Source organism: Cellulomonas sp. (assembly GCF_036279715.1).
Classification (GTDB): Bacteria; Actinomycetota; Actinomycetes; order Actinomycetales; family Cellulomonadaceae; genus Cellulomonas_A.
Map to the genome: position 1 here is coordinate 16,502 of NZ_DASUIR010000086.1, position 25,607 is coordinate 42,108.

Sequence of the window (25,607 nt, forward strand, 5' to 3'; positions counted from 1 at the left end):
GGTCCGCTCGGTCGTGACGTGGTCGCCGTTCACGCGAGCTCCTCGGGGTCCACACGCACCCTGACGCTGCCACCCTCGCGGCGGGCGCTGCGCACGGCGACGGAGGCAGCGAGCGTCCGCGTGAGCGCCGCGCTCGCAGCGAGAGGTGCGCGGACCAGGACCCGCACCTGCGGGTCGAACGACGCCTGAGCGGGAGCTCGAGCAGCCGAGAGCCGTCGGCCGGTCCCTCGGGCCGGCCCGGTTCCTGCCGCGTCCGCGGACTGCGCCCCTGCGTCGGTGGCCAGCGGCACGGGCCCGAGGACGTCGGCACCGGGCGGGAGCTCCAGGCGGTCGACGACTGCCTGGACGGCCTCTCGCGTCCCGGTCAGGGAAGCAACCCGGACCGCAGGAGGCAGCGCGAGCTCGGCACGCTCGGCGAGCTCCCGCGCCGCGAACCCGGCCGGGTCCCAGCGCACGAGCGCCTGGGTCGGCCCGGGCGCGCCGTCGCCGACGAGCAGCACCTGACCGCCCGCGTCGTTGCCCCGCACGAGTGCTGCGGCCGCGAGCCAGCGGCGGACGGCCTCCTCCCCCGCGCGGAACGAGGTGGACGCGGACGCGACGCCGGCATCGAGCAGCACGGCCGCCGCGTAGCCCGACGCGCAGACGGGTTCTGCGCCGGGGGTCGCGACGACGAGCGCCGGGGTGTCGGGCACGGTGGCGAGGACACCGCCCTCGGCCCGTGCTCCGGACGACCGCACAGGGACGCCCGGGAACGCCCGGCCGAGCTCCTCGGCCGTCCGGCTCGACCCCACGCGTACCGACCGCAGCGACGCGAAGCCGCACTCCCCGCAGCGCCAGTCAGTTGCCAGGCGCCCGCACCACTCGCACTGGGGAGCGCCGGCGGCCGACTCGAGCGCGAGCGAGCCGTGGCAGGTGCCGCATCGCGCGATCGCGCGGCATCGTCCGCAAGCGACGACCGGCAGGTACCCGGATCGCGGCACCTGGACGAGCACGGGGCCGCTGGCGAGCTGGTCGCGCACGACACGCCACGCCTCACCCGGGAGCCGCGCCGCCGCTGCGGGGCCCTCGCGGGCCAGCTCGAGGCTCGTGAGCGCGCGGACCCGGGGGGTGCGAGCGCGGACCGTCGTCCGGTCGGCGGCGACCTCGCGGGCCCAGCCGGACTCGACCAGCGCCTGCGCCTCGACGGTCCGCCCGTGCGCGGCGACGAGGAAGGCCGCGTGCTCGTGCGCCGACCGCAGCATGAGCACCTCGCGGACGTGCGGGTACGGGCTGCGCGGCTCCGAGTGCAGGTCGTCGCCGTCGTCCCAGCACACGACGAGGCCGAGCCGGGCGACCGGTGCGAACGAGGCCGCCCTCGTCCCGACGACGACGTCCGCATGCCCCCGCAGCGCCGCGAGGTAGGCCCGGTACCGGGGGGCCGGGCCGTCGTCCGCCGTGAGGCGCACGTACCCGCCGGAGGTTCCCGGCGTCCACGCCGACACCCCGGCCAGGTCGAGTGCGGCACACACGCGCGCCACGTCGCGCGCGTCGGGAACGACGACGAGCGCCCCGCGCCCTCCGACGACGCACGCCGCCACCGCCTGCGCGACGGCGTCCGGCCACCGTTCGCCCTCCGGCCCCGGCAGGGCGGTCAGGACCGCCCGTGGCGCCCCACCGGCCGTGAGGTGCTGGAGGAACGCCGGGCCGCCGCGGTACGGCAGCCATGCGGTGGCACTCAGCGTGCCCGGTCCATGGCCCGGCGCGGCCGCCTCCGGCTGTGGCTCGTTCTCGACGCGCGCATGGCGCGGCGGGATGGCGAGCCGCAGGACGTCGGCCAGGGTCCCGGCGTACCGGTCGGCCACGGCTCGGGCCAGGTCGCGCACGGCGGGCGTGAGGACCGGCTCGGCCGACACGATGCGCCGCAGCGGGATGAGCCGGCCCTCGTGCTCGGCACGGTCGACACGTTCGAGGACGTACCCCACGACGTCCTGGCCGGCGAACCGGACCCGGACCCGCGTCCCTGGCTGGGCACCGTCCGACATCGTCTCCGGCACCAGGTACTCGAACGGCCGGTCGAGGTGCGGCACCGGCAGGTCGATGCAGACCCGTGCCACCGGGCGGTCGGCGGCCTGGACCGCGTCAGCACGGTCGGCGGACCGGCGGGCACCACCGGGTGCCGCTGCGGACAGGCCCGCGAGGGTCAGCTGCTCACCCCACGCGTCCGCACCCTGCGCCACCGGCTCCCCCGTCACGTCCACGCGCCCATCTCATCACCCGGCGGCGACCTGGCGAGCCGGTCGTCCCCAGCGTGGCGGTCGTCCCCCGAGCTGGGACGCGAGCGGTGGTGTCAGCCGACGGCCGACTGGAGGTCGCTGACCCGGTCGGTGCGCTCCCAGGTGAACTCCGGCAGCTCCCTGCCGAAGTGTCCGTAGGCCGCCGTGCGCTGGTAGATCGGTCGCAGCAGGTCGAGGTCGCGGACGATCGCACCCGGACGCAGGTCGAAGACGTCACGGATCGCGGCGGTGAGCCGGTCCACGGGGACCGTCTCGGTGCCGAACGTCTCGACGTACAGGCCCACGGGGTGTGCCTTGCCGATCGCGTACGCGACCTGGACCTCGCAGCGCCGCGCGAGGCCGGCCGCGACGACGTTCTTGGCGACCCACCGCATCGCGTAGGCCGCAGAGCGGTCGACCTTCGAGGGGTCCTTGCCGGAGAACGCACCCCCGCCGTGCCGCGCCATGCCGCCGTACGTGTCGACGATGATCTTGCGACCGGTCAGGCCGGCGTCGCCCTGGGGGCCTCCCACGACGAACGTGCCGGTCGGGTTGACGAGAAGCTGGTGCCCGCGCACGTCCAGGTCGACCGTCGCCAGGACGGGAGCGACGACGTGCTCGGCGACCGCTCCGGCGAGGTACGTCTCGAGCTGGATGTCGGGGTCGTGCTGCGTCGAGATGACGACGGTGTCGAGCCGGACAGCCCGGTCGCCGTCGTACCCGATGGTCACCTGCGTCTTGCCGTCCGGGCGCAGGCCGTGGATGACGCCCTCCTTGCGGACGAGCGCAAGCTGCTCCGCGAGCCGGTGCGCGAGCCAGACGGGCAGCGGCATCAGGCTCTTGGTGTCGTCGCTCGCGTAGCCGAACATCAGGCCCTGGTCGCCTGCGCCCTGGAGGTCGAGGGGGTCGTGGTCGGAGCTGTCGACCCGCACCTCGAGCGCCTTGTCGACGCCCTGGGCGATGTCCGGCGACTGCTGGCCGATCGAGACGGAGATGCCGCACGAGTCGCCGTCGAAGCCGATCCGGGACGAGGTGTAGCCGATCGCCCGGACGACCTGACGCACGATCTGCGGGATCTCGACGTACGCGCTCGTCGTGACCTCGCCTGCGACGTGGACCAGACCGGTCGTCACCATCGTCTCGACGGCCACGCGCGCGGACGGGTCCTGCTCGAGCATCGCATCGAGGATCGCGTCGGAGATCTGGTCGCAGACCTTGTCGGGGTGCCCTTCGGTCACGGACTCGGACGTGAAGAGACGAAGGTCGCGTGCAGTCATGGGCACAGATTAGTGCCCTGAGCAGCAGCGCCGGGTCGGCCTACCGCAGGGTGGCGACCGCGTCCCAGACCGCGTGGGCGACCGCGGCCTTGCTGCCCGCGGCGCTGGCGACGGCGTCCCCGTGCGCATCGAGGATCGTCACGGCGTTGTCGGCCGTCCCGAACCCGCGACCGTCTCCGACCGCGTTGACCACGAGGAGGTCGGCGCCCTTGCGTCGTGCCTTGGCGCGCCCGTGCTCGAGGACGCTCGCCTCGGAGTCGCCGGTCTCGGCTGCGAACCCCACCACGAGCTGACCGGGCCGCAGCCGGTCGGCCGCGAGCTCCGCGAGGATGTCGGTGGTCTCGACGAGCTCGAGGACGGGCGCCGAGCCGTCCGTCCGCTTCTTGATCTTGGTCTCGGCTGTCGTGGCCGGACGGAAGTCGGCGACGGCCGCCGCCATGACGACCACGTCGGCGTCCTTCGCCGCGGCACGCACGGCGTCGCGGAGCTCGGCGGTCGTCTCGACGGTGACCACGTCGGCGCGCGCCGGCGGGGGAAGTGTCACGTTGGCCGCCACGAGCGTCACCCGGGCTCCTCGCGCCAGGGCGGTCTCGGCCAGAGCGAAGCCCTGCCGGCCCGACGAGCGGTTCCCGAGGAAGCGCACCGGGTCGATCGGTTCGCGGGTGCCGCCGGCGGAGATCACGACGTGCTGACCGGCGAGGTCGTGCGGGGTGTCGCCACCGTCGACGAGCGCGAGCGCGGCCGCGACGATGTCCGCGGGCTCGGGGAGACGTCCGCGGCCCGTGTCCGCACCGGTGAGCCGACCGGACGCCGGCTCGAGCACGTGGACACCGCGAGAGCGCAGCGTGGCGACGTTCGCGCGCGTCGCGGGGTGCTCCCACATCTCGGTGTGCATCGCCGGGGCGAGCAGCACCGGGCAGCGTGCCGTCAGGAGCGCGGCCGTGAGCAGGTCGTCTGCCCGGCCCGTGGCTGCGCGGGAGAGCAGGTCGGCCGTCGCCGGTGCCACCACGACGAGGTCGGCGCCCTTGCCGAGCTCGACGTGCGGGACGTGCGAGACGTCCTCGAAGACGTCAGACGGAGCGGGCTGACCGGACAGGGCCTCCCAGGTGGCCCGGCCCACGAACTCGAGGGATGCGCGGGTCGGGATGACGCGCACGTCGTGGCCCGCCTCGGTGAGCAGGCGCAGCACCAGAGCGGCCTTGTAGGCCGCGATGCCGCCTGCGATGCCGAGGATGATGCGCATGCCGGACCGGACGCTCGGAGCGGTGCCGCGAGGCGGCGCCCGCTCAGGCCTCGGGAGCCTCGACGGTCTCGATCGTCAGCAGACCCGCGTCGATCTCGCGCATGGCGATGGACAGAGGCTTCTCCTGCGGGCGGGTGTCGACGAGCGGCCCGACGTTCTCGAGCAGACCCTCGTTGAGCTGCGAGTAGTACGCGTTGATCTGGCGCGCACGCTTGGCCGCGAACACGACGAGCTGGTACTTCGAGTCGGCGCGCTCGAGGAGCTGGTCGATCGGCGGCTTGGTGATGCCGATCGGGTTGGCGATGGTTCCAGACACGTATGACTCCCGCAGGTCGAGGGTGGGCTTCGTTGATCTTACCTGGTCGGCAGGCCCATGACCTGGATCAGCTCGTCGGTGGCCCGGTGCACGTCGTCGTTGACGATCACATGGTCGAACTCAGATTCGGCGGCGAGCTCGACGCGCGCCGTCGCGAGCCTCCGTTCCCGTTCGGCGGCGTCCTCGGTGCCGCGCCCCACGAGCCGGCGCTCGAGCTCCTCCCACGACGGCGGCGCGAGGAAGACGAAGCGAGCCTCCGGCATCGTGGCCCGCACCTGACGCGCGCCCTGCAGGTCGATCTCGAGCAGCGCGGGCTCGCCCGCCGCGAGCCGCTCCTCGACCGGCCCGCGCGGAGTGCCGTACCGGTTGCGCCCGTGGACGACGGCCCACTCGAGGAGCTCGCCGTCGGCGATCATCGCGTCGAACTTCTCCGGGCTGACGAAGTGGTAGTGCACGCCGTCGACCTCCCCCGGTCGCGGCGGGCGGGTCGTGGCGGACACCGACAGCCATACCCGGGGGTACCGGACCCGCAGGTCAGCGGACACCGTCCCCTTGCCGACGGCGGTCGGTCCGGCGAGAACGGTGAGCCGGGCAGGCGTCGTCGTCATAGGTGGTGCGCATCTCCTGGGTCAGCCCGTCTGCTGCGCCGACGGGTCCGGCTGGTGCCTGGGGGCTGAGGGTACGTCCCCGCGGCCCTCTCAGCCGAAGCGCTCGATGAGTGCCTTGACCTGGTGCGGCCCGAGACCCCGCACACGACGGGTCTCGGAGATGCCGATGTCGGCGATGATCGCGTGCGCCTTGACCTTGCCGACACCCGGCAGGGACTCGAGCAGCGCGAGCACCTTGAGCTTGCCGATGACCTCGTCCTTCTGTCCCTGTGCGATCACCTCGGAGAGTGTTCCCTGGGAGTACTTGAGGCGGTTCTTCACCTCGGCCCTGGCCTGCCGGGCGGCGGCCGCCTTGGCGAGCGCAGCTGTGCGTTGTTCAGGAGTCAGCGGGGGGAGTGCCACGCGAGTCACCTTCTCGTCAGCGGGACGTGATCGTGATCCGAACCTAGCGACCATGTGGTGACCTCGGCAACGCGAACGTCAACTCAGTGCGGTGCGCGCCTCGGTCGCCGCGGTTCTCGCCGCTGCCAGCAACGATGCCCGATCCGGCCCCGCGGCAAGAACCCCGCGGGAGGACGACGCCAGCACCGTGCCTCGTGCGCCCCCGAAGACCGCCCTGAGCTCCGTCGGGCCCGCCCCCTGGGCTCCGACCCCGGGTGCCAGCAACGGGCCGCGTACGGCCGCCAGGTCGATGCCGAGGCGCTGGGCTGCGGTACCGATCGTGGCGCCGACAACCAGTCCCACGGAGCCCATCACCGCGCCCGACACCGCGATCTCGCGCGCGTTGAGCTCCGCGGCGTGCGCCGCGATGCGCGCCGCGACGGCGACGCCCTCGGCGTCCCGGGCGTGCTGGACGGCCGCACCCTCGGGGTTCGACGTGAGCGCGAGCACGAAGAGTCCGCGACCTGACGAGGCCGCGGCGTCCACGGCCGGCGTGAGCGATCCGAAACCCAGGTACGGCGACACCGTGAGCGCGTCCACGGCGAGCGACGAGCCGTCGCGCAGGTACGCGTCGGCGTAGGCCGCCATCGTCGACCCGATGTCGCCACGCTTCGCGTCGAGGATCACGAGCGTCGCCGTCGCCCTCGCCGCCGCGATCAGCTCCTCGAGCACCGCGATCCCGGCCGAGCCGTGGCGCTCGAACAGCGCCGACTGCGGCTTGACGGCTGCGACCTCGCCGCCGACCGCGTCGAGCACCGTGCGGGCGAACTCGCGCAGGCCGTGCGCGTCGTCGGGCAGGCCCCATGCGGCCAGCAGCGCCGGATGTGGGTCGATCCCCACGCAGAGCGGGCCGTGGGCCTCCATGGCAGCCGCGAGCCGCGCGCCGAACGTGGTCACGGCTCCCCCGGGCCCGGCCGCGCGGTCGGCGCTCATGCGCTCGTCCGGGCCGTGCGACGCGCGTCGGCGGCGGCGTTGTGCTCCTGGAGGCTCGTGACAGAGAACGGCCCGGACAGCGTGGCCTCGATGCCCTGCACGGCCGCGTCGAGCTGCTGCACGGTCGTCACGATCGCCTTGTCGGCCGCGGTCGTCGCCGCACGGATCGCATAGCCGTCGCGGCGGCTGCCCCGTCCGGACGGGGTGTTGACGACGATGTCGACCTTGCCGTCGGTGATGAGGTCGACGATCGTCGGCTCGCCGTCCTCCCCGACGCCGCGCGAGTACTTGCGCACCGTCCGGGACGCGATGCCGCTGCGGCGCAGCACCACCGCTGTGCCCTCGGTGGCGAGGATCTCGAACCCGAGCTCGACGAGGCGCTTGACCGGGAACACGATCGAGCGCTTGTCGCGGTCGGCGACCGAGATGAACGCGGTGCCGGACGTCGGCAAGCCCCCGAACGCGGCAGCCTGGGACTTGGCGAAGGCGGTCGGGAAGTCGACGTCGAGGCCCATGACCTCGCCCGTCGACCGCATCTCGGGCCCGAGGACCGTGTCGACCACGATGCCCTCGGAGGTCCGGAACCGCATGAACGGCAGGACGGCCTCCTTCACCGCGATCGGCGCGTCCAGGTCGAGCACGCTGGCGTCCTGGGCAGGCAGGACGCCCGAGGCGCGCAGGTCCGCGATCGTGTGGCCCACCATGATCAGCGCGGCGGCCTTCGCGAGCGGCACACCGGTCGCCTTCGAGACGAACGGCACGGTGCGTGACGCGCGCGGGTTCGCCTCGAGCACGTAGAGCACGTCGGAGACGAGCGCGAACTGGATGTTGATCAGTCCGCGGACTCCCACGCCCTGCGCGATGGCCTCGGTGGACCGACGGATGCGCTCGAGCTCGGAGACCGACAGCGTCACCGGCGGCAGCACGCACGCCGAGTCGCCCGAGTGGATCCCGGCCTCCTCGATGTGCTCCATGACGCCCCCGAGGAACATCTCGGTGCCGTCGTACAGCGCGTCGACGTCGATCTCGATGGCGTCGTCGAGGAAGCGGTCGATCAGCAGCGGAGGGAGCGCGCCGGCACGGCCCGTGTGGTCGACGGCCGCCTCGAGCGCGCGCTCGACGTACTCGGTCAGCTGCCCGTCGTCGTACACGATCTCCATGCCGCGTCCGCCGAGCACGTACGAGGGCCGCACCAGGACCGGGAACCCGATCGACTGGGCGGTCTCGCGCGCCTGCGCGAGCGTCGTCGCGGTACCGAACGCCGGGGCCGGGAGGCCAGCGGCGGCGAGCACCTCGCCGAAGACCCCACGGTCCTCGGCCGAGTTGATCGCCTCGGGCGACGTGCCGAGGATCGGCAGCCCCGCGTCGGCCAGGCGCTGTGCGAGCGAGAGCGGCGTCTGGCCCCCGAGCTGCACGATGATGCCCTCGACCGGTCCGGCGGCGAGCTCGGCCTCGTACACCTCGAGCACGTCCTCGAACGTCAGCGGCTCGAAGTACAGCCGGTCGGCCGTGTCGTAGTCGGTCGAGACGGTCTCGGGGTTGCAGTTGACCATCACGGTCTCGAACTCACCCTTGAGCGCCTCGGCGGCGTGGACGCACGAGTAGTCGAACTCGATGCCCTGACCGATCCGGTTCGGTCCCGAGCCGAGGATGATGACCGCGGGCCGCTCCCGGGGCTCGACCTCGCTCTCCTCGTCGTATGACGAGTAGTGATACGGCGTGTGCGAGTCGAACTCCGCGGCGCAGGTGTCGACGGTCTTGTACACCGGTCGCACCCCGAGCGCCCAGCGCGCGTTGCGCACGGCGTCCTCGGTGGTGCCCCGCAGGGACGCGACCTGGGCGTCCGAGAGCCCGTGCCGCTTCGCGCGCCGCAGCACGTCGCGCGACAGCGACGGGGCCGCCGCGGTGGCCGCGGCGACCTCGTTGACGAGGACGACCTGGTCGAGGTACCAGGCGTCGATCCCGGTGAGCTCGTAGACGTCCTCGACGCTTGCGCCGGCCCGCAGGAGCTGCTGGACGTCGACGAGCCGGTGCTCGGTCGGGCGCGAGACGCTCGCCGCGAGCTCGTCGAGCTCCTCCCCCGTCGCCACGTCGCCGTCCCAGTGGAAGACGGAGCCCTTCTTGTCGATCGAGCGCAGCGCCTTGCCGAGCGCCTCGGTGAAGTTGCGTCCGATCGCCATGGCCTCGCCCACGGACTTCATGGTCGTCGTGAGCGTGTCGTCGGCCGCCGGGAACTTCTCGAACGCGAACCGCGGCACCTTGACGACGACGTAGTCGAGCGTGGGCTCGAACGATGCCGGCGTCGAGCCGGTGATGTCGTTGGGGATCTCGTCGAGCGTGTACCCGATCGCCAGCCGCGCAGCGATCTTCGCGATCGGGAACCCCGTCGCCTTCGAGGCGAGCGCGGACGAGCGGGACACCCGCGGGTTCATCTCGATGACCACGATGCGCCCGGTGTCCGGGTGCACGGCGAACTGGATGTTGCAGCCGCCCGTGTCGACGCCGACCTCGCGGATCACGGCGATCGCGATGTCGCGCAGCCGCTGGTACTCCCGGTCCGTCAGGGTCAGCGCCGGGGCGACCGTGACGGAGTCGCCGGTGTGCACGCCGACCGGGTCGACGTTCTCGATCGAGCAGACGACGACAACGTTGTCCGCCTTGTCGCGCATCAGCTCGAGCTCGAACTCCTTCCAGCCGATGATCGACTCCTCGAGGAGCACCTCGGTCGTCGGCGAGTGGTGCAGGCCCTGCCCGACGATGCGGCGCAGGTCACGCTCGTCGTACGCGATGCCCGAGCCGAGGCCGCCCATGGTGAACGAGGGCCGCACGACCATCGGGTACCCGAGCACGTCCGCCGCGGCGACCGCCTCGTCGATCGTGTGGATGATCTCCGACCGGGCGCTCTCTCCCCCGCTCTTCGCGACGACCTCCTTGAACTGCTGGCGGTCCTCGCCCTTCTGGATCGCGGCGATGTTCGCCCCGATGAGCTCGACGCCGTACTTCTCGAGGACACCGGCCGCGTCGAGCGCGATGGCGGCGTTGAGCGCCGTCTGCCCGCCCAGGGTCGCGAGGACCGCGTCGGGGCGCTCCTTCGCGATGATCGACGTCAGCACGTCGGTCGTGATCGGCTCGACGTAGGTCGCGTCGGCGAACTCGGGGTCGGTCATGATCGTGGCCGGGTTGGAGTTGAGGAGGATCACGCGGATCCCCTCCTCCTGGAGGACCCGGCAGGCCTGCGTCCCCGAGTAGTCGAACTCGCACGCCTGCCCGATGACGATCGGGCCGGACCCGATGACGAGGACGCTGGTGATGTCAGTGCGGCGCGGCATCAGGCGTCAGCACCCTTCGTGGTCGGCAGGTGCGGCGTTGCGCCGGCACCCTGCATGAGCTCGAGGAAACGGTCGAAGAGGTACGCGGCGTCGTGCGGGCCCGCGGCGGCCTCCGGGTGGTACTGCACCGAGAAGGCCGGCAGGTCCAGGGCCGCGAGGCCCTCCACGACGTCGTCGTTCAGGTCGACGTGCGAGACGACGACGCGCCCGTAGCGTCCGCTGTCGTACGGCGCGACCGACTCGCCCTCGAGGGGCGCGTCGACCGCGAAGCCGTGGTTGTGCGCGGTGATCTCGACCTTGCCGGTGGCACGGTCGACGACCGGCTGGTTCACCCCGCGGTGGCCGTAGGCGAGCTTGTACGTGCCGTAGCCGAGCGCGCGTCCGAGGATCTGGTTGCCGTAGCAGATGCCGAAGAACGGGATCTTGCGGTCCAGGACCTCCCGCAGGAGCTCGACCTCGTGCGTCGCGGCCGCCGGGTCACCCGGGCCGTTCGAGAAGAAGACGCCGTCGGGCTCGCAGGCGAGCACGTCCTCGATCGTCGAGCGGGACGGCAGCACATGGACGCGGATGCCGCGCTCGGCGAGCCGCTGCGGTGTCATGGCCTTGATGCCCAGGTCGAGCGCGGCCACGACGGCGACGGGCTCGGCGAGCGTCGAGCCGTCGGGCGCGAGCGCCTCGACCACGTAGGCGGCGTCGGTCGAGACCTCGCCCGCAAGGTCGGCGCCCTGCATCGCGGGTGCGGCGAGCACGCTCGCGCGGAGCTCGTCGTCGGAGCGCCGGCCACCCGCCGCCACGTGCAGCGCGTCGCCCGAGAAGATGCCCGCGCGCATGACGCCCCGCTCACGGAGGTGTCGGGTCAGCGCGCGCGTGTCGATGCCCGAGATCCCGACGATGCCCTGCGCGACGAGGTCGTCGTCCAGGGCTCGCCGCGACCGCCAGCTCGACGCGAGGCGTGCGGGGTCGCGGACGACGTACCCGGCGACCCAGATGCGGGCCGACTCGGAGTCCTCGTCGTTCACACCGGTGTTCCCGATGTGCGGCGCCGTCATGACGACGATCTGGCGGTGGTAGCTCGGGTCGGTGAGCGTCTCCTGGTAGCCGGTCATGCCGGTGTTGAAGACGATCTCGCCGACGGTCGCGCCGGTCGCCCCGTACGCCTCGCCGGTGAAGGTCCGCCCGTCCTCGAGGATCAGGACTGCGTCGGTCATGAGTGCTCCTTCGTGGCCGCGTGCGCGGTCGGCGATGGCGGTTCGGCGATGAGGGTGGTAGCCGCGGCGAGGAGCCGCGGCCGGTCGGCGGGGTGGCGCAGGTGCAGGCCCGTGTCGATGCCGCGCTCGTCGGCGGGCCCCGCGAGCCACGTCAGCACGACGATGCCGTCGCGTCCGACGAACTTCCCCGCGATGCCGTTCGTGGTCCCGACGGCCCGCAGCGACGCCGCCGGAACGAACACGTCGCTCGCCCCGATCCGCGTGATGCGGATCCCGGCGTCGAAGACCTGCACGACGGCGGCGCTGCGCACGCCCAGGTCGTGCGCGACGATGCGGTCGAGGTAGTCGCCGGCGCGCGTCGAGGACACGTAGGTGGCCGTGAACGGCTCGGAACGCGGGACCCCGAGGTCCCCGTCGGCGGGCACCGACGGCAGATCCGGCACCCAGGCGACGCTGGTCGTCTCGCGGCGGAGCCACCCGCGCCGCATGCCCCAGAGCGCGAGCAGACCGAGCACGAGGACGATCCCGATCGAGAGGGGGGTGCGCATCAGTAGGTCTCCGTCCGGCTTGCAGCGCGGTGCGACCCGTCGGTGTCGTCCTGCGCGAGTCCGTCCAGCACCGTCGCGCGTCCCCGCAGGAAGGTCGCGACGACCCGTCCGTGCATCTCGCGACCTGCGAACGGCGAGTTGTCGCTCGCCGTGGCCTGCTCGTGCGGGACGACGACCCAGCGTGCGGCGGGGTCGACGAGCGTGAGGTTGGCGGGCTCCCCCACGGCGATCGGACGCCCCTGGTCAGCGACCCGACCGATCGCGGCCGGCGTGCTCGAGAGCACCCGCGCGACGTCCGCCCAGGTCATCCGGCCGGTGTCGACCATCGTCTCCTGGACGACCGACAGCGCCGTCTCGAGGCCGGTCATGCCGAACGCCGCCGCGGACCACTCGCAGTCCTTGTCCTCGCGCGGGTGCGGTGCGTGGTCGGTGCCGACGATGTCGATCGTGCCGTCGGCAAGGCCGGCTCGGACGGCCTCGACGTCCGTCGCCGTGCGCAGCGGCGGGTTGACCTTGAACACCGGGTCGTAGCCGCGCGCGAGCTCGTCGGTGAGAGCGAGGTGGTGCGGGGTCGCCTCGGCGGTCACGTCGATCCCGCGCGACTTCGCCCAGCGGACGATCTCGACCGAGCCGGCCGTGGAGACGTGGCACACGTGCAGCCGGGAGCCCACGTGCTCGGCCAGCAGGACGTCGCGCGCGACGATCGCCTCCTCGGCGACCGACGGCCAGCCTGCGAGCCCGATCTCTCCTGAGACGACGCCCTCGTGCATCTGGGCGTTCTCGGTGAGCCGCGGCTCCTGCGCGTGCTGCGCGACGACGCCGTCGAACGCCTTGACGTACTCGAGCGCGCGGCGCATGAGGACCGGGTCGTGGACGCACTTGCCGTCGTCCGAGAAGACCCGGACGTGCGCCGCGGAGGCTGCCATGGCGCCCAGCTCCGCGAGGTGCTCCCCCGCGAGCCCGACGCTCACCGCACCGACCGGGTGCACGTCGACCCAGCCGGCGTCGCGGCCGAGTCGCCACACCTGCTCGACGACGCCCGCGGAGTCCTGGACGGGCGTGGTGTTGGCCATCGCGTGCACCGCGGTGAACCCGCCGAGCGCCGCAGCACGAGTACCCGAGAGAACGGTCTCGGCGTCCTCACGGCCCGGCTCGCGCAGGTGCGTGTGCAGGTCGACGAGCCCGGGCAGCAGCACGAGCCCGGCGCCCTCGACGACGGTCGCGTCGCTGCCCGCGCGGGTCGCGGCGTCGGAGCCGATCGCGGCGACCTTGCCGTCCGCGACCAGCACGTCGACCGGCTCGCCGCCGAGTGGCGCGACCGACCGCAGCAGGAAACTCGTCGTCGTCACTCGCTGACCGCCTTCGTGTTCGTCGTCTCTCCCGCGAGCAGCAGGTAGAGCACCGCCATGCGGACCGCGACACCGTTGGAGACCTGCTCGACGATGACCGCGCGCGGCGAGTCCGCCGCGTCCGCCGAGATCTCGAGGCCACGGTTCATCGGCCCGGGGTGCATGACGATGGTGTGATCGGGCAAGGTGGCGAGCCGCCGGGCGTCGAGCCCGTAGCCGCGCGTGTACTCGAGCGGGCTCGGGAAGAACCCGCCGCCCGCCATGGACATCCGTTCGCGCTGCACGCGCAGCATCATGACCGCGTCTGGGCCCTCGGCGAGGACCTCGTCGAGGTGGTAGGAGACGTCCGCTCCCCAGGAGCCGACGCCGACCGGGACGAGCGTCGGCGGTGCCACGAGGGTGACGCGCGCCCCCAGCGTCTGGAGCAGCTGGACGTTCGACCGCGCCACGCGGCTGTGCAGCACGTCGCCGACGATCGCGACGTGCAGGCCTGCGAGGTCGCGGCCGGTGACGTCGGCCCGCCCACCGTCGCCGACGAGGTGCCGTCGCATCGTGAACGCGTCGAGCAGGGCCTGCGTCGGGTGCTGGTGCGTGCCGTCGCCCGCGTTGATGACCGCGCCCGCGGTCCACCCCGCATGCGCGAGCGTGTGCGGCGCCCCGGACGACTGGTGGCGGATGACCACCGCGTCCGCGCCCATCGCCTGCAGCGTCAGCGCGGTGTCCTTGAGCGACTCGCCCTTGGAGACGCTCGACCCCTTCGCCGAGAAGTTGATGACGTCGGCCGACAACCGCTTCGCGGCGGTCTCGAACGAGATCCGGGTGCGCGTCGAGTCCTCGAAGAAGAGGTTGACCACGGTGCGACCACGCAGGGTGGGGAGCTTCTTGATCTCCCGCGACTGCGTCGCGGCCATCTGCGCCGCGGTGTCCAGGATCTCGATCGCCTCGGACCGCTCGAGGTCGGCAGCGGACAGGAGATGCTTCACAGCACGGCCCCCTCGATCAGGACGGCGTCGCGGCCGTCGATCTCCTCGAGCAGCACGCGGACGCGCTCGGCGGCCGCGGTCGGCAGGTTCTTGCCGACGAAGTCGGGCCGGATCGGCAGCTCGCGGTGCCCGCGATCGACGAGGACGGCGAGCTGTACGCCACGGGGTCGACCGAGGTCGCTGATCGCGTCCAGGGCCGCGCGGATCGTCCGGCCGGAGTAGAGGACGTCGTCCACGAGGACGACGATCTTGCCGTCGATGCCGCCGGGCGGCAGGTGGGTGGCGCCGATCGTGCGCGTGGGATGGTGCGCGAGGTCGTCCCGGTACATGGTCACGTCGAGGCTGCCGAGCAGCGCGTCGACGTCCAGCGCCGGCTCGACCTCGGCCAGCCGGGCGGCGAGGCGGCGCGCCAGCGGGAGACCACGGGTCGGGATGCCGAGCAGGACCACGTCGGCGGCGCCGCGGTTGCGTTCGAGGATCTCATGGGCGATGCGCGTCAGCGCTCGCGCGATCTCGGGGACCCCGAGAACAAGGGTTTCGTCGTGCGCGCGACCAGCGGGCGCACCGGTGCCAGAGCTCATCCGGCGACCTCCTTCCCCGCCTCACTGGACGGGCCTTAAAGGAATGTCTGTCGAGCCCGGATGCTACTCGCTCGCTGCGCCCTTCAGCGCACCGGTCCACCACGCGTCTCACCCGAATGCCGACTCACCTTCACCCTGCCCCGGGCCGATGGGTGGGTAATGGACGGGACTGTCGCGATGTGGGCGGCCGCGCTGCACTTCCTCGCAGCCGGGCTCGTCGGCGGCTTCTGCGTGCTCGAATGGCTGTGGTGGCGCGGTGAGCTCCGGGTCGCCGGCGCGGCGTGGACGCTGGCCTGGTCGGGGATCGTGGGCCTCGGGTTCGCGGCGAGCGGGACGCTCATCCTGACGCCCGTCGGGCCGGTGCGGGCGGGCCTGATGTTCGTCGGTGCGCTCCTTGGGGCCGGGGCGGTCGTCGTGGCGCTTCCTGCCACCCGGGCCTACACGTCAGGTCCGCGCGTCCGGTGGTACGTCGTGGCCGCTGGAGCCGTCCTCACGCTGCGCGCCGCCCTGTGGTTCGGGACAGACCTCGTCGTGCGGGACCCGCCGGGATCCATGATGTCGGGCCCCGGACCGCTCGACGGACCGCTGGTGGTGCTCGCGGTCGCCGTCGTCATCACGTACGTCGCGGTCGCGGCCGGCAGCGCGCGAGTCAGCGGCATCGGTCTGCTGCTGCTGGCGTCGGCGGCACTGTCCGTCGTGACACTCGTCGCGGGCTTCCTCATCGAACCCGGGTCCCAGGTGTCACTGCTCACCGCGCTCTGGCCGCTGCCGCTGGGTGTCGGGCTCGAGCTGCTCGCCCTGCACCGCCTGCGCGGCACCCAGCGCGCCGCGCGGCTCGAGCACCTCATGCGCGATGCGACCGCACGCATCTCCAACGCCGCCTGGTTCCTCACCGACCCCGAGGTGCTGCTCGTGCGCGCACGCGACGAGAGCCGAGTCCTCCTCGACGACCCGTCGATCGAAGGCTCGCTGCGCCCGCTGCCGCGCCATCGCTTCGTCGCCGAGCTGTACTCCCGCGACGGTCGCTCGGTGACGACCCGCGAGCGGGTGTTCTTGATGGACCTCGCATTCGTCGTCTCGGCGGTGGCGGAACGTCAGGAGCTCGCCTCGCGGCTCGGACGTGCCGCCGCGACGGATGCGCTGACCCGCCTGCCCAACCGGCACGCGCTCGACGAGCAGCTGCGGAGCATCCTCGAGCGGGCCGACGTCGAGCGCACCCGGGTCGGGCTCGTGCACTGCGACGTGGACGGCTTCAAGAAGGCGAACGACCGCAACGGGCACGCGTGGGGCGACGCCGTCCTCGTGCAGGTCGCCGACCACCTCCGCTCGGTCGTCGACGGCGAGTGCATCGTCGCCCGCACCGGTGGCGACGAGTTCGTCGTCGTCGTGCCGCGCGCGGGCCATGACCAGAGCCTCGTCCAGCTGGGACGGCACATCCGCGACGGGCTCGCCGGACGCGGGCCCGCCGGGCGCGGGCCCGAGCAGGTGGCCCCCGTGCTCAACGTCGGGGTGGCGTCGTGGACGCCGGGGGCACCGATCGATCCCGACGCCCTGCTGACGAACGCCGACACCGCGACCCGTGAGGCCCAGCGCACGAACGCCGGAGTCACGCTGTTCGACCGGGCGCTGCGCACCCGGGTGCTGACGGACGCGCGGCTGCTCGAGTCGCTCGAGCAGGGTGTCGGGCTCGGCGAGTTCGCGAGCCACTTCCAGCCGATCGTCGATGCCCGGACGCTCGAGGTCGTCGAGCTCGAGGCGCTCGCTCGCTGGACGCACGGCGGGCGCACGCTGCTCCCGGGCGAGTGGCTGCTGCGAGCCGAGCAGTCGGGCCTCATCGTGCCGATCGGGCGTGCGCTGCTCGAGAGCTCGCGCGCCGGGTTCGACCGGTTCGCCCTGCCGGTCGCCGTCAACATCGCCGCACGCCAGCTTGCCGAGCCCGACTTCATCGAGCACCTCGAGCAGGCGTGGGGTGACAGCGACTGGGACCAGCTCACCGTCGAGGTCACCGAGAGCGCTCTGTTCGACGACCGCGCCGATGCGCGGGCCAAGCTCGTCGAGCTGCGCGCTCGCGGGGTGCGGATCTCGCTCGACGACTTCGGGACCGGCTACAGCTCGCTCTCCCGGCTCGCGCTGCTGCCCGTCGACGTGCTGAAGATCGACCAGTCGTTCGTCCGGGAGATCGGCACCGAGCGGGGCCTCGCCGTGCTCCGCGCGATCCTCGCGCTGGCCGAGGCGCACGGGCTCGACGTCATCGCCGAGGGCGTCGAGCGGGTCTCCGAGCTGACCGGCCTCGTGGAGCTCGGGGTCACCCGCGTGCAGGGCAACCTGCTCGGCCGGCCCAGCGCGAGCCTCCCGGTGCGGTTCCCACAGGCGCGACCCCCGGCAACGGCCACAGAGCGACGCAAGCACGGGCCGACCCGCACGACGACCCGCAGCGGGGAGTCCAGTGGCGCGCCGACCGGCTCGACCGAGACTGTCGCAGTCAGGCCAGCAGCGTCGGTTTGAGATCGACGATCCGGCCGAGCAGGCCGTTGATGAACACGGGCGACTCGTCGGTCGACAGGCTCCGGGCCAGCTCGACCGCCTCGTCCACCGCGACGGCGTCGGGCACGTCGTCGTTGAACAGGATCTCCCACGTGCCCAGGCGCAGCAGCGCACGGTCCACGGCGGGCATCCGCTCGATGGTCCAGCCGTGCGAGTGCGTCGCGAGCAGCTCGTCGATGCGGCCCAGCCTCTCGCACACACCCTCGACGAGCTCGATCGAGTACTGCGGGAGCGCCGCCTCGGTGCCGGGCTGGACGATGCGCTCGGCGAGCAGGCTCACGGGGTCCAGCTCGCGCTGCTCCGCCTCGAAGAGGACGTCCAGCGCCCGTTTGCGTGCCTTGGTGCGAGCTCCCACGTCAGTCGTTCACGCGGCCCAGGTAGCTGCCGTCGCGGGTGTCGACCTTGACCTTGGTGTTCGCCTCGAGGAACAGCGGCACCTGGATCTCGTAGCCGGTCTCAAGCGTCGCGGGCTTCGTGCCGCCCGTGGAGCGGTCGCCCTGGAGGCCCGGCTCGGTGTAGGTGATCTCGATGACGACCGACGGCGGCAGCTCGACGTAGAGCGGCACACCCTCGTGGGTCGCGACGAGCGCGTTCTGGTTCTCGAGCAGGAAGTGCGCCGCGTCGCCGACCGTCACCTCGGAGACCGGCAGCTGGTCGAACGTCGCGGAGTCCATGAACACGTAGTCCGTGCCGTCCTTGTACAGGTACTGCATGTCGCGCTTGTCGACGGTCGCCGTCTCGACCTTGAGACCGGCGTTGAACGTCCGGTCGACGACCTTGCCGGACAGGACGTTCTTCAGCTTGGTGCGGACAAACGCGCCACCCTTGCCGGGCTTGACGTGCTGGAACTCGATGACGGTCCAAAGCTGCCCGTCGATCTTGAGCACGATGCCGTTCTTGAGGTCGTTGGTGGTCGCCACGATCGCTGCTTCCTGTCGAGTTGAGAATCTGCGTGCCGGCGCGCCCCGCGCGGGGGCGGCGGCAGACCGCCGTCGATCTTACCGCGCCGAGCGCCTGCGCCGAGCGACCGCGTCGGGCGCTGAGCGTCGCGGGCGGCCTCAGGTGAGGAACGGCCGTCCGGCCACGCCGACGAGCGCCGCCCAGATCATCGAGGAGAGCGTGCCGATCACGAACCGCTCCGACGCACCGGGGTTCTCCCGCAGCTCCGGGTACCGCCCCAGCCCCTTGACCGCGACGACCAGCGCCACCGACGTCACGTCCCCCGCGAGGAAGCACCCCGTGACCGCGATGCGTTCGAGGATGCCGATCCACGTGCCCCCGCGCAGCACGGCACGGGCCCGCGCCCCGTCGGGACCGTCGGACACGGTGGCTCGCGCGGGCCCAGGGGGTAGCTCTTGGCCTGCGAGCACCGTGTCCGCGTCGTCGGGCGTGTCCTCGAGGCTGGTCGCGTCCGGAGAGCCTGCGTCGGGCGAGCGACCCGCGAGGCGCAGCACGGTGCTCGTCAGGACCCAGCCGCCGACGACGCTCACGACCAGCATGAGCACGACGACGAGCAGCTGGACGAACGGGTTCATGAACGCTCCGGGGTCCGGACGGCGCCCGGGGTTGCCCGGACGTCGCGATCCTCCCCGGTGCCGGCTGCGAGGGACAACAGGCGCGCCGCGGCCGGCCGTGCCGCGAGCTCCTCCGACCACAGCGCAGTGCGCAGCCGTTGGCTCACGGCTTGCTGTGTGATGCCGAGCCGCGCCGCGACATCCTCTTGGCGGAGGCCGGGGTCGCCCGCGGTGAGGGCGTCGATGACGGCCCAGCCCGCCGCCGTGCGGCGCGCCGCGCTCGCCCCGAGGAGCATCAGGACGCCTTCGGCCTCAGCCGCCGCATCAGGATCAGTGCCGCGGACCGCCAGCGGCACGACCCGCATGCGACTCTTGGCGGCCTCGACGGCCGCCCGGGCCAGGACGAACGCCGAGCCGGAGCCTGCGCGGGCTGACTCGGGCAGCGGCTCGTCGACCTCTCCCCCGCCGATCCCGACGCTCCAGCCGCCGAGGCGCAGGACGTGGAGGGTCAGCTCGACGACCAGGGCGGTGTCGGCGAAGACCGCCTGCACCTCGTCCCCGACCGTGCGCTCGAACGGGCGGACGACGCCGGCCCTTCGCTCCGGTGACGCGATGTACGGTGCGATCTCGGTCAGGAACGCGTCGACCCGGTCGCCGACGACCTGGCTCCCCTGCTGGTCGACCGTCATCACCCACATGTGACAAGGCTACCGACTTGTGCCTGCCGTAACAAGTCCCGCTTGCCACCGATCGGCGCCGGGATCCAGAGGAGTTCGCGCGCGAGACGCACAGATTCCTCTGGATCGCGAGCATCGTGGGCGGGGCACCCACAGGCCGGGCCGGCGGCTGGCGGCTTACCGCAGGGGTGGGTGGGGGCGGGAGGGGCAGCTGCTCGGGGATCACAGTGTCGTCGTGGCTATCAGCGTCTCGCGGGACTGGGTGCCCGACGCAGCTCGCGGGCAGGGCGGTGTGTTCACCGCGCGCCAGGCGCTTGCCGAGGGGCTGACGGCCGCCCAGGTTCGGAGACGGATCGACACGGGGCGCTGGGTGCGCGTCGTCGGTGGCGCGCTGGCTGATTCCGCGCTTGAGATCAGTCCTTGGCAGCAGGCGCATGCCGCCTGTCTCACCTGGCCGGACTCCGTCGTGTGCCTCGGAACCGCGGCTCGCCTGCATCGCCTTCCCGTGCCCGACGACGGCCTCGTTCACGTCGTCGTGCCATCGCCGCGCGCATCGAGAGGTGCGCTGACCAGGCACGAGTTCCCGCTCGGGCCCGGCGATGTGACCCGCCTCGGTCAGGCAGCTGTCACCACCCGCCGCCGGACCGTGGTCGACTGCCTCGGACGGCTGCCGGACGACCAGTCGGAGGCGCTCACCACCTGGGTGCTGACCCGACGGCTCCTCGGCCCCGACGAGCTGGACCGCGCCATCGCCGCGCGACCGGGCGCGTGGGGCAACGTGCGCCGTCGCCGCGCTCTCCTCGACATGCGGGCGGGTGCGGCAGGCCCGGCCGAGCGCCGCCTTCATCGACTCCTTCGCGGCGCGGGGTTGACCGGCTGGCTGCCGAACGAGTCTCTGAGCGGTCATCTGGGCCTCTACGCCAGCGCCGACGTGTACTTCCCGGACGTGCGCCTCGTCATCGAGATCGACGGCGCGGCCTTCCATGGCCCCGACCGTTTCCAGGCGGACCGGACCCGCCAGAACCTGCTGGTCGGCGCGGGGTGCACCGTCCTCCGCTTCACGTGGGAGGACCTGACGCACCGCCCGGCAGCCGTCATCGCCCAGATCGAGGCGTCTCTCCGGCGACTGCGTGCCCTTTCCAGAGGATTCTGAGCGTCAGACGCACCGATTCCTCTGGGAAGGGGGCTCAGGGGAGCCGGGAGGCCACCGCTAGCAGTGCCAGGTGGTACGACTCGAAGCCGAAGCCCGCCACCGTTCCCGTGGCGACGCCGCCGATCACCGACGTGTGCCGGAACGTCTCGCGGGCGTACGGGTTCGACAGGTGCACCTCGACGAGCACGAGGCCGGCCTTCGTGACCTGGGCCGCCGCGTCGCGGAGCGCGTAGGAGTAGTGCGTGAACGCGGCCGGGTTGAGCACGACGTGCGTGCCGGCGTCGACGGACTCGTGGAGCCAGCTGACGAGCTCGGACTCGGAGTCGGTCTGACGGACCTCGACGTCGAGCCCGAGCTCAGCGCCCCAGCGGGCGCCCGCGGCGACGAGGTCGGCGTACGACGCCGAGCCGTAGACCTCAGGCTCGCGCACACCGAGACGGCCGAGGTTGGGACCGTTGAGCACCAGGACACGCGTCATGCGCCGAGCCTAGGGGACGCGACGCTCAGAGCGAGATCGCGCGACTCGGCGCGGCGGCACCCTCGCTGACCTCGGCGTATGCCGCAGCGAGGAGGGTCGGGTCGGGACCCTCCAGGCGGGTCGGCCGCCCGATCCCCTCGAGCACCACGAAGCGCAGCAGGTCGCCGCGTGTCTTCTTGTCGCGGCGCATCGCGGCGAGCAGCTGGTCCCAGCGGTCCCCGCGGTATGTCACGGGCAGCCCGACCGAGGTCAGGGCCGACCGGTGGCGCTCCACGTCGGCGTCGCTGAGCCGGCCCGCGAGCCGTGCGAGCTCGGCTGCGAAGACCATGCCGACCGAAACCGCCGCACCGTGACGCCACGAGTACCGCTCGACCTGCTCGATCGCATGGCCGAAGGTGTGTCCGTAGTTCAGGATCTCGCGCAGACCGGCCTCGCGCAGGTCCTCCCCCACGACGCGTGCCTTGACGGCGACGGACCGCTCGATGAGCTCGAGCAGCTCGGCGGAGCCTGCCGCACGGATCGGGTCGGCGACGAGCGCCGGGTTCGCCTCGACGATCTCGAGGATGCGCGGGTCGGCGATGAAGCCGGTCTTGATGACCTCGCCGAGGCCCGCGACGTAGTCGAAGCGCGGCATCGTCTCGAGCGACGCGAGGTCGCACAGCACCCCGGCCGGAGCGTAGAACGTGCCGACGAGGTTCTTGCCCTCGACCGTGTTGATGGCCGTCTTGCCGCCGACGGCGGCGTCGACCATCGCGAGCAGGGTCGTCGGGACATGCACGACCCGGATGCCGCGCAGCCACGTCGAGGCGACGAACCCGGCCAGGTCCGTCGTGGCACCACCGCCGAGCGAGACGATCGCGTCGCTCCGCGTGAAGTCGGCCTGACCGAGCACCTGCCAGCAGAAGGCGGCGACCTGGGCGGTCTTCGCGGCCTCGGCGTCGGGCACCTCAGCGAGCAGTGCCTCATACCCGTGCGCGAGGAGGTCGTCGCGGATCGCGTCCGCCGACGTCGCGAGCGCGGCCGCGTGGATGACGAGAACCCGCTGCACGCGGTCGCCGAGGAGGCGCGGCAGCTCGCCGAGCAGGTGATGGCCGATGACGACGTCGTACGGCGCGTCCCCCGCGACGCTCACGATCCGTGCGCCGTCGTTCGCCGCAGTGCCGGTCATGCCTGGCCCTCGTTCCCGACCTCGGTGCCGCGACCGAGCCTGAGCCGGCTCAGTCCGCGTTCGATCTCCTCGGCGATCTCCGTCGGAGTCACCCCGTCCGTGGGCACGCGCAGCGTGGCGACCCGCTCGTACACCGGGCGCCGTTGCTCCATGAGGGCCGCCCATCGCGCGCGCGGGTTGCCGAGCAGCAGCGGGCGGGCGGTGTTGAACCCGACGCGGGGCGCCGCATGAGCGAGGGAGACGTCGAGGAACACCACGACCCCGCCGCCTGCGGTGTAGGCCGCGAGGGCCGCTTGCGTGGCCTCGTCCAGGACCGATCCACCGCCCAGCGCGAGCACGCCGTCGTGCTCGGTCAACGCGGCTGACACGGCCGCCCGTTCCAGCTCCCGGAAGACCGGCTCGCCGTCGTCGACGAAGATGTCGCTGATCGTCTTGCCGGCGGCTCGCTCGATGTCGTCGTCGGTGTCCCGGACGGCGAGCTGCCAGCGGTCGCCGAGCGCCGCGGCCACGGTCGACTTGCCCGATCCGGGGGGTCCGATGAGCACGATGCGGGGGCCGCCACCGGAGCGCACGGCTGGGAGGTCGTCAGGCACAGGGGAACCGTACCTCCCGCCCGTCGCGTCACGTCCCCGGTGGACCGCCCACGAGAACGACGACCGCGACGACCGCGAGGGCGAACCACGCGAGCACGACCGCCACGATCGGGCCAGACACCTGCGCCACGCTGCGCTCCACCAGACCTGTCGCCAGCCAACGCACGAGCGATCGGCCCTGGACTGCTGCGATTGCACGCCAGGCGAGTGCCGCGAGCACGGCCGCTCCGACAATCACCAAGCCCCCACCGACGATCGGCGACGCGGAGGTGCAGCAGTGGGGTCCCGTCGGCCCCAGCAGTCCGGTCGCCCACGTGAGCCAGCGGTCGACGACGACGGCGACGGAGTCGACCGCTCCGAGCTGCCGCGCCCAGCTCCCCCATGCCGCGAGGTGGGTCCAGCGGAAGGCGACCAGGAGCGTCCCCGCGCCGAGCCAGGTCACGGCACGCAGAGCCAGGGACAGCCAGTCGCGGCCCTCCCAGGGCATCCAGTTGTCCCCGGTGCCGCTGGGGTCGTGAAGGTCGGGCCTGGCTCGCAGGGCGCGGCGCGCGCCGAGCTGTGCTCCGCCAGGCGCCAGAGCACCGGGCCGTCGCGCGAGCTCGGGGATGCGCGGCAGCGCACCGCTCGCGTGCGCCAGCACTCGTGGGACGGTCTCGGCGAGGTCCGACGCGTACGACACGTGGTCATGGAGCGCCGACATGCCGCCCGGCACGAGCGTCACGCGGTACCCGGCCACTCCGCGTTCGACCGGCCGTCCGTTCGGGACCAGGTCGAACGGTGCCCACAGGTCGAGCCAGTCGACGCCCGTGAGCGGGTCGAGGTGAGGGATCGCGCCGGCTCCGGCGAACCGCCGCGACCAGTAGACCCACTGGAGCGCGCCGATCGCGCAGATCCACGCGACGGGCGCGAGCACGAGCGCCGGGTGGAGTCCGAACAGCGGCAGGATCGCGAGGGCCGCCACGGCGCTCGAGCTTCCTGCGGCGGTCGCCCAGCGGGGCAAGGGATCGAGGTGACGCAGGTCGTTGAGCCGTCCGGTCGCGGCGCCGACCGTCGTGAACCGCCTCGGGCGCGCGTCGGGCGGCATACCCGCAAGGACTCCGTAGGCGATCGAGCCGCCCTGGGAGTGCGCGAGCACGTGGACCCGGCTGGGGTCGCCGAGACGCGTCACCTCGTGGTCGATCGCCCAGCGGACGCGCCCGCGGATCGCCTTGAGCGACGTCGGGTCCTGCAGTGCCGTCGTGACGTCGCCGACGCCCGCGCTGAGGAAGCCGAGGCCGCCCGCAACCGCTCGACGCAGCCCCGGGATCGGCAGCACCGTCACCACGAGCAGCCCGAGAGCGAGAACGGCCAGCACAGGCGCCAGCAGCGCGACCGAGACGAGCTGGAACGTCACCGGGAGGATGCGTGCCAGGGCGCCCCACCGGCGGACCACGCGCGCGGCCGCAGCGGCCCGTCGTGCCCCCTTCCCGCCCGGGGGCGCCGGCTGCGACGGGACGTCCCGGTGCGCGGACAGCACGGCCTGCGCGACGGCGAGGTTCGGGCCGAGCGTGAACAGCCAGCGCACGACCTTCTTGATGCTCGGCGCCGGGAAGGCGTCCGCCCAGTACGCGTCCACGAACTGCAGGCGGACGACCGGCGGACCTGCGACGACGCCCGGGGCGTTCACCTCCACCGTGTATGCGGGCGGCGCCCCGATCCCGGGCGGCACGACGTCGGTGATCCGCGCGGGCGTGCCGCTACGCGTGAGCAGCTCGACGGCGGACTGCGCCCACTCGCGCGCGGTGGCACCGGCGGCCTGGCTGCCGATTCCGTGCACGACGACGAGGCTCAGCTCGGGGACATCGACGTCCCCGTGAGCTTCGGGGACCCGTGGCCTGGTCGTGTCGCGCACGTCCCGATCATCCCGGTCTGCCCGGTCGAGCGACAGACCTTCGCCGGACGGGTTGCGCCTGGCGCCTACGTGCGGCTCAGCGCTGCAGCTCGGGGATGGCGTCGAGGTACGCGCGGAGGTTGCGCCGCACCTCAACCACGGGGTCACCGCCGCACTTCTCGAGCAGAGCGTCCGCGAGCACGAGCGCGACCATGGCCTCGGCCACGACCGCAGCAGGCGGCACTGCGCACACGTCGGACCGCTGGTGCAGGGCCTTGGCGGGCTCCGACGACGTCGTGTCGATCGTGTCGAGAGCGCGCGGAACCGTGGAGATGGGCTTCATCGCCGCACGGACCCGCAGGATTTCCCCGTTGGTCATGCCGCCCTCGAGGCCGCCGGCACGGTTGGTCCGCCGCACGATCCGGCCCGACGCGTCCCGCTCGATCTCGTCGTGCGCCTGCGAGCCCCGGCGGGTCGCGGTCCGGAAGCCGTCGCCGACCTCGACTCCCTTGATGGCCTGGATGCCCATGAGGGCGCCGGCG

Annotated in this window: 24 protein-coding genes; 2 read left to right on the forward strand and 22 right to left on the reverse strand. The window is 72.7% G+C overall.

Annotated features, from left to right (window positions below; genetic code table 11):
* Window positions 1-29 precede the first annotated feature (29 nt).
* The 13 genes from VFW79_RS08865 to pyrR form a co-directional block, all read right to left on the reverse strand.
* Entirely contained in the window at window positions 30-2,237 is a 2,208-nt protein-coding gene (locus tag VFW79_RS08865; protein WP_329676948.1) for a primosomal protein N', read from the reverse strand.
* Between the two features lie 89 nt (window positions 2,238-2,326).
* Window positions 2,327-3,529: a methionine adenosyltransferase gene (gene metK, locus VFW79_RS08870; RefSeq protein ID WP_329676949.1), complete on the reverse strand. Its 1,203-nt coding sequence runs from the start codon at window positions 3,527-3,529 to the stop codon at window positions 2,327-2,329.
* Window positions 3,530-3,569: 40 nt separating this feature from the next.
* Entirely contained in the window at window positions 3,570-4,772 is a 1,203-nt protein-coding gene (gene coaBC / locus VFW79_RS08875; protein ID WP_329676950.1) for a bifunctional phosphopantothenoylcysteine decarboxylase/phosphopantothenate--cysteine ligase CoaBC, read from the reverse strand.
* Between the two features lie 43 nt (window positions 4,773-4,815).
* Window positions 4,816-5,088: a DNA-directed RNA polymerase subunit omega gene (gene rpoZ / locus VFW79_RS08880; protein WP_109132616.1), complete on the reverse strand. Its 273-nt coding sequence runs from the start codon at window positions 5,086-5,088 to the stop codon at window positions 4,816-4,818.
* A 38-nt stretch (window positions 5,089-5,126) separates the two neighbouring features.
* The gene (gene gmk, locus VFW79_RS08885) at window positions 5,127-5,696 is read right to left on the reverse strand and encodes a guanylate kinase (RefSeq protein WP_329676951.1); all 570 of its coding nucleotides are present in this window, start codon (window positions 5,694-5,696) and stop codon (window positions 5,127-5,129) included.
* 90 nt (window positions 5,697-5,786) lie between these two features.
* Window positions 5,787-6,098 carry an integration host factor, actinobacterial type gene (gene mihF, locus VFW79_RS08890; RefSeq protein WP_109132614.1) on the reverse strand — a complete coding sequence of 104 codons (312 nt, stop codon included), beginning with the start codon at window positions 6,096-6,098 and terminating at the stop codon, window positions 5,787-5,789.
* Window positions 6,099-6,176: 78 nt separating this feature from the next.
* Entirely contained in the window at window positions 6,177-7,070 is an 894-nt protein-coding gene (pyrF, locus tag VFW79_RS08895) for an orotidine-5'-phosphate decarboxylase (protein WP_329676952.1), read from the reverse strand.
* Entirely contained in the window at window positions 7,067-10,399 is a 3,333-nt protein-coding gene (carB, locus tag VFW79_RS08900) for a carbamoyl-phosphate synthase large subunit (protein ID WP_329676953.1), read from the reverse strand. Before carB ends, pyrF begins: the two co-directional genes overlap by 4 nt.
* Entirely contained in the window at window positions 10,399-11,607 is a 1,209-nt protein-coding gene (carA, locus tag VFW79_RS08905; protein ID WP_329676954.1) for a glutamine-hydrolyzing carbamoyl-phosphate synthase small subunit, read from the reverse strand. Before carA ends, carB begins: the two co-directional genes overlap by 1 nt.
* The gene (locus VFW79_RS08910) at window positions 11,604-12,155 is read right to left on the reverse strand and encodes a hypothetical protein (RefSeq protein ID WP_329676955.1); all 552 of its coding nucleotides are present in this window, start codon (window positions 12,153-12,155) and stop codon (window positions 11,604-11,606) included. The genes carA and VFW79_RS08910 overlap by 4 nt, the downstream gene beginning before the upstream one ends.
* The gene (locus VFW79_RS08915) at window positions 12,155-13,504 is read right to left on the reverse strand and encodes a dihydroorotase (protein ID WP_329676956.1); all 1,350 of its coding nucleotides are present in this window, start codon (window positions 13,502-13,504) and stop codon (window positions 12,155-12,157) included. The genes VFW79_RS08910 and VFW79_RS08915 overlap by 1 nt, the downstream gene beginning before the upstream one ends.
* Entirely contained in the window at window positions 13,501-14,487 is a 987-nt protein-coding gene (locus VFW79_RS08920; RefSeq protein WP_329676957.1) for an aspartate carbamoyltransferase catalytic subunit, read from the reverse strand. Before VFW79_RS08920 ends, VFW79_RS08915 begins: the two co-directional genes overlap by 4 nt.
* Window positions 14,484-15,068, reverse strand: a complete 585-nt coding sequence (gene pyrR / locus VFW79_RS08925; protein WP_329676958.1) for a bifunctional pyr operon transcriptional regulator/uracil phosphoribosyltransferase PyrR — start codon at window positions 15,066-15,068, stop codon at window positions 14,484-14,486. The genes VFW79_RS08920 and pyrR overlap by 4 nt, the downstream gene beginning before the upstream one ends.
* A 159-nt stretch (window positions 15,069-15,227) precedes the next feature.
* Here pyrR and VFW79_RS08930 point away from each other — a divergent pair, with 159 nt between their 5' ends.
* Window positions 15,228-17,573 (forward strand): putative bifunctional diguanylate cyclase/phosphodiesterase, encoded by a 2,346-nt coding sequence (locus tag VFW79_RS08930; protein WP_329676959.1) that lies wholly within the window; start codon window positions 15,228-15,230, stop codon window positions 17,571-17,573.
* On the opposite strand, the gene nusB is transcribed toward VFW79_RS08930, so the two are convergent.
* From nusB to VFW79_RS08950, 4 genes are all read right to left on the reverse strand, one after another.
* Window positions 17,551-17,967, reverse strand: coding sequence for a transcription antitermination factor NusB (nusB, locus tag VFW79_RS08935; protein WP_329676960.1), 417 nt, complete (start codon window positions 17,965-17,967; stop codon window positions 17,551-17,553). The genes VFW79_RS08930 and nusB overlap by 23 nt on opposite strands.
* Window position 17,968: 1 nt before the next feature.
* On the reverse strand, window positions 17,969-18,532 hold the full coding sequence (gene efp, locus VFW79_RS08940) for an elongation factor P (protein WP_329676961.1): 564 nt from the start codon (window positions 18,530-18,532) through the stop codon (window positions 17,969-17,971).
* 138 nt (window positions 18,533-18,670) lie between these two features.
* Complete coding sequence (locus VFW79_RS08945; protein WP_329676962.1) at window positions 18,671-19,147, reverse strand: hypothetical protein; 477 nt, start codon at window positions 19,145-19,147, stop codon at window positions 18,671-18,673.
* Complete coding sequence (locus VFW79_RS08950; protein WP_329676963.1) at window positions 19,144-19,824, reverse strand: hypothetical protein; 681 nt, start codon at window positions 19,822-19,824, stop codon at window positions 19,144-19,146. The genes VFW79_RS08945 and VFW79_RS08950 overlap by 4 nt, the downstream gene beginning before the upstream one ends.
* A gap of 214 nt (window positions 19,825-20,038) precedes the next feature.
* Between VFW79_RS08950 and VFW79_RS08955 the strand changes: the two genes are divergently transcribed.
* Window positions 20,039-20,956: a type IV toxin-antitoxin system AbiEi family antitoxin domain-containing protein gene (locus tag VFW79_RS08955; RefSeq protein ID WP_329676964.1), complete on the forward strand. Its 918-nt coding sequence runs from the start codon at window positions 20,039-20,041 to the stop codon at window positions 20,954-20,956.
* A gap of 34 nt (window positions 20,957-20,990) precedes the next feature.
* Here VFW79_RS08955 and VFW79_RS08960 read toward each other — a convergent pair whose 3' ends face one another.
* From VFW79_RS08960 to VFW79_RS08980, 5 genes are all read right to left on the reverse strand, one after another.
* Window positions 20,991-21,434: a type II 3-dehydroquinate dehydratase gene (locus VFW79_RS08960; protein ID WP_329676965.1), complete on the reverse strand. Its 444-nt coding sequence runs from the start codon at window positions 21,432-21,434 to the stop codon at window positions 20,991-20,993.
* Between the two features lie 25 nt (window positions 21,435-21,459).
* Window positions 21,460-22,602, reverse strand: a complete 1,143-nt coding sequence (aroB, locus tag VFW79_RS08965) for a 3-dehydroquinate synthase (protein ID WP_329676966.1) — start codon at window positions 22,600-22,602, stop codon at window positions 21,460-21,462.
* A complete protein-coding gene (locus VFW79_RS08970; protein WP_329676967.1) occupies window positions 22,599-23,195 on the reverse strand; it encodes a shikimate kinase in 597 nt (198 codons plus the stop codon). Before VFW79_RS08970 ends, aroB begins: the two co-directional genes overlap by 4 nt.
* Window positions 23,196-23,223: 28 nt before the next feature.
* Window positions 23,224-25,086 (reverse strand): hypothetical protein, encoded by a 1,863-nt coding sequence (locus tag VFW79_RS08975; RefSeq protein WP_329676968.1) that lies wholly within the window; start codon window positions 25,084-25,086, stop codon window positions 23,224-23,226.
* A gap of 76 nt (window positions 25,087-25,162) precedes the next feature.
* The coding region (locus tag VFW79_RS08980; RefSeq protein WP_329676969.1) for a chorismate synthase at window positions 25,163-25,607 on the reverse strand (445 nt) is incomplete at its 5' end.